Source organism: Halomonas sp. 3A7M, assembly GCF_014897875.1.
GTDB lineage: Bacteria > Pseudomonadota > Gammaproteobacteria > Pseudomonadales > Halomonadaceae > Vreelandella.
Map to the genome: position 1 here is coordinate 87,688 of NZ_JABUZD010000165.1, position 3,923 is coordinate 91,610.

General features: G+C 52.4%; 5 protein-coding genes and 1 pseudogene. 2 read left to right on the plus strand and 4 right to left on the minus strand.

Annotation, left to right across the window (positions count from 1 at the left end; all coding sequences use genetic code 11):
- From INT19_RS16085 to INT19_RS16100, 4 genes and pseudogenes are all read right to left on the minus strand, one after another.
- Positions 1-990, minus strand: a 990-nt coding sequence (locus INT19_RS16085) for a metal ABC transporter solute-binding protein, Zn/Mn family (protein WP_193061477.1), incomplete at its 3' end; no start/stop codon positions are given.
- Between the two features lie 28 nt (positions 991-1,018).
- Positions 1,019-1,909, minus strand: coding sequence for a metal ABC transporter permease (locus INT19_RS16090; RefSeq protein WP_193061478.1), 891 nt, complete (start codon positions 1,907-1,909; stop codon positions 1,019-1,021).
- Positions 1,893-2,627 (minus strand): metal ABC transporter ATP-binding protein, encoded by a 735-nt coding sequence (locus tag INT19_RS16095; RefSeq protein WP_089039994.1) that lies wholly within the window; start codon positions 2,625-2,627, stop codon positions 1,893-1,895. The genes INT19_RS16090 and INT19_RS16095 overlap by 17 nt, the downstream gene beginning before the upstream one ends.
- 260 nt (positions 2,628-2,887) lie before the next feature.
- Positions 2,888-3,070 (minus strand): annotated as a pseudogene (locus tag INT19_RS16100) (hypothetical protein); the annotation flags it as partial.
- A gap of 193 nt (positions 3,071-3,263) precedes the next feature.
- Between INT19_RS16100 and INT19_RS19895 the strand changes: the two are divergent.
- Entirely contained in the window at positions 3,264-3,470 is a 207-nt protein-coding gene (locus tag INT19_RS19895; protein ID WP_226912478.1) for a S24 family peptidase, read from the plus strand.
- Between the two features lie 25 nt (positions 3,471-3,495).
- A partial coding sequence (locus tag INT19_RS16110) for a type I restriction endonuclease (protein ID WP_193061480.1) occupies positions 3,496-3,923 on the plus strand: 428 nt, incomplete at its 3' end.

Sequence of the window (3,923 nt, forward strand, 5' to 3'; positions counted from 1 at the left end):
ATGACCCGGTTCAGCTAATGCTGAGTGCAGCACGTTCGCGTTATGACGCATCATGCCTAAGTAAGTGCCGGCTTCACCCTCACTCGCCAGCGCATCGGCATACAGTGTGCCAGCAATTGGCAGGCCAGTTTCTTCGGCAAGCTGGTTGATGATGGCTTGGTTGGTCATGTTCTCGTGGAACAGCGCCTGCACGTTTTCCTGCTCAATGACATCTACAAGCGCGGCCATGCTGGCGCCGCTGGGGTCAGCTTCGGTAGACAGGCCGACAGGAGCAAGAAAGTTCACCCCATAAGCATTTGAGAAATAACCAAACGAATCATGGCCGGTAATCACGCTGGCGGAAGCGGGAATATCGCTCAGCAAATCACGAATTTCATGATCAGCCTCGTCTATTGCTGCTAAATAGCGCTCAGCATTCGCTTGATAACTTTCGGCATTGGCACTGTCTGCTTCGATTAAGCCATCGCGAATATTGGTAACGTAGACCTTTGCCTGCTGTAGATCCTGCCATGCGTGAGGGTCGTCATCACCATGGTCATGTTCACTGTGATCGTGCTCGTCATGTCCGTGGTCATGATCGTCGTGGCCATGGTCGTCGTGTCCATGATCGTCATGGCCGTGTTCTTCATGATCGTGTTTGGCAAAGGCGCGGGGTTGAATGCCGTTGGTTGCAGTGACCAATGCACCCGTATAGTCGCTAGACTCAATCAAACGCTCCATCCAGCCCTCAAACAGCAGTCCGTTAAAGACCACCACATCTGCGCTGGCCAACGCGCGGGCGTCGCCTGGGCTTGGTGAATAAACATGCGCATCGCCGTCAGGGCCGACAAGCGACGTTACGTCAACGTGCTCGCCGCCCACGTTTTCGACCATGTCGGCCAAGATAGAGAAGCTGGTCACTACCTGAACACGGTCGCTAGCCATTGCTGCAGGCAATGCCAGCATGGCCGAAACACCCACCCACCAGCGCGATGAAGAGAAAAGCGACATATAACGCTCCTTCAAAAATAACAAAGAGTTATGACGACTGTTCAAGCGCCAGCGGCGTTGTCTTGCGCCGCAGCTTAGCGGCTAAGCTGTGATAGCGGCCGAACAGTGCCGACAGTAGATAACCCACCCCAGCCAGCAAAATAATGCTCGGCCCTGATGGGGTATCAAGATGAAATGAAATCAATAGCCCGCCGGTACTGGCGACCATGGCCAATACCACGGCAATACCTATCAAGCCTTCCAGCCGCTTACTCCAAAACCGCGCTGCAGTGGCAGGCAGCATCATTAAGCCCACCGCCATTAACGTGCCCAAGGTTTGGAAACCCGCGGTTAAATTAAGCACCAATAGCCCTAAAAAAACGCTATGTACCCAGCTGCTACGGCGGCTTTGCCCGCGTAAAAACAGCGGGTCTAAACACTCCACGACCAACGCGCGGAAAATAATCGCCAAAATAATCACAATCAGTGTGCTGATAGAGGCAATGAGCAGTAGCGCTGTGGAGTTAATCGCCAAAATTGAGCCGAACAGCACATGGGTTAAATCCACGCTGCTGCCACCCATCGAAATGAGCAATACCCCGGCCGCCAGCGAGATAATAAAGAAGCTCGCCATGGCGGCGTCTTCGCGCTGGCCGCCCATTTTCGACACAGCACCGGCAAGTAACGCCACCATCACGCCGAAAAGAACGCCGCCAGCGCTCATCACCGGTAGAGAGAACCCGGCGAGTAAAAAGCCCAGCGCCACCCCAGGCAAAATAGCGTGGGCCATTGCATCGCCAATCAGGCTCATGCCCCGTAGCACCAAAAACACGCCCAGTGGAGGAGCTGCAAGCGAAAGTGCCAAACCACCCACGACCGCACGCCGCATAAAGCCATAATCGAAAGGCGCAACAAACCACGCATCAAGCAGTGCCAGCATGACGACCTCCCAAAGCAAACGGCACGACCTTGGCCGATGCATGTTGGTGGTTAAGCGCGCTAGGCGCGACCCAGCGACCATGGCCACCGTTTAGCATTAATACTTCATCGGCTAGGTGGCTCAGATGATCCATGTCGTGCAGCACAATAATGATGGTCACGCCTTCATCGGCCATTTGGCGCAAAATACGGATCAAAATATCCACCGTATCGCTATCCACGTTGGCAAACGGCTCATCCAGTAACAAAAGCTCCGCTTCCTGCATCAACGTACGGCCAATCAGCGCCCGCTGGCGCTGGCCGCCGGAAAGCTCACCCAAAGGGCGGTGGGCCAAATGAGAAATACCTAAGCGCGCCATGATGTCGCGACCCTTGCGATAATGCGCCGCACAGTAGCCTTTCAACGCCCCGTGGCTTGGCCAACTGCCGGTCATCACCAACTCTTCCACGCTCATCGGAAAGGTAAGGTCCAGAGCCAGTTGCTGCGGTAACCATGCGCGGCGTGCTTTATCAACGGTGCAAATCACTTTGCCGCTAATAGGCCGCAGTTCTCCCATAATCGCCTGGATCAGCGTGCTTTTGCCCGCCCCGTTAGCGCCGATAAGCGCCGTAATAGCACCGGGTTTTATGTCACCATCGACATGCTCAAGTACCGTGCGTCCGCCTTGGGCAAGGTGCAAGTCATGCAGTTGCAGGCGTGAAAGTGAACGCTCACTCATAACGGCCACCCACTTGCCCACAAAACTAACCCCCATAAACCCAGCAGCGGCAGTGCCACTAGACCCAACCGCTTCGTGGCAGATAACGACATCAGCGAAAAATGACAAGGACCTTCCTTGTTATGGCGATGCATATGCTCACTCATTGAGTGTCCTCGCTACCAATAAATAAGTTATAACATAACAATTACAAAAACCAAAAAAGAGCCCGATATTTTACGCGCTCCTGGTGTGCTGACAATCCTGTTGCACTGACAATGTTAAATCGTGCCTCTTATATAGCCATGGTGTGCGGCGACCATTACGCGGCTAATAGCGCCAAATGGCTGGGGTGAGACGTACTCACCGTTCAAAGTGACAGACCCAACCGAGAAACGAGCAGGTTGAAAACGGTTAATCGCGCTAGAGGCTTGGTTGGGCTGCGTCCAAATCTGCAGCTTATTGTAAGCCGACCAGTCAGCAGACGTTTGGGCCTGGGCTTGCGTAGACAGCGTGAGCAGCACCAGCGCGGAAGCCGCCAACACACGAAACATCGGCATAGCGAATCACCCAAATAAGAAAAGTAACGCGAAGCGTAGCACGTTGAGCCGAAGGCGCTAGCGTGGAATCGGTGTGGGCTAAGTATGACTAAGGTCAATGGCGAGGTTGGGTAAAGAATGGTTAGATGGAGTTCTTTTTCAATTAGACGGCCAAGTACACGTTAAACGTCTTCAGCATTTACCTGGAAACCGAATTAGAGTTATATCTGACAATTCGCTGTATCCCAGCTACGAAATGGACGAAACAGATAACTTCCAAATTTGCGCTCGTTTTTTAGGGCGTTGGGCATTTGGGAGGGTGTAGCAAACCAACTAAAAAGGCAGGGAACATGGAGATAGCACAAAAAATCGCAACACTGGCGAGCCGTGCCAGAGAGCAGCTTGACCACATCGTCAACGAAGAAGCGACGAAAAATGCGATGGTCATGCCATTTATACAAAGCTTAGGATATGACGTTTTCAATCCAACCGAGGTACTGCCTGAATTTACGGCTGACGTTGGCTTGAAGAAAGGCGAGAAGGTCGACTACGCCATCAAAAATGATGGTGTGCTTTCAATCCTCATCGAATGTAAGCCCCGTACGACAGACCTTGCAGATGCACAATTCAGCCAGCTCTACCGCTATTTCAATTGCACGGAAGCAAAGTTTGCGATTTTAACCAATGGCATTGAGTACCGCTTTTACTCAGATCTTGATGACACAAACAAGCTAGATAAGTGGTTATGCAAAAGTTATCGAGTTACTTTTTCCGTAAT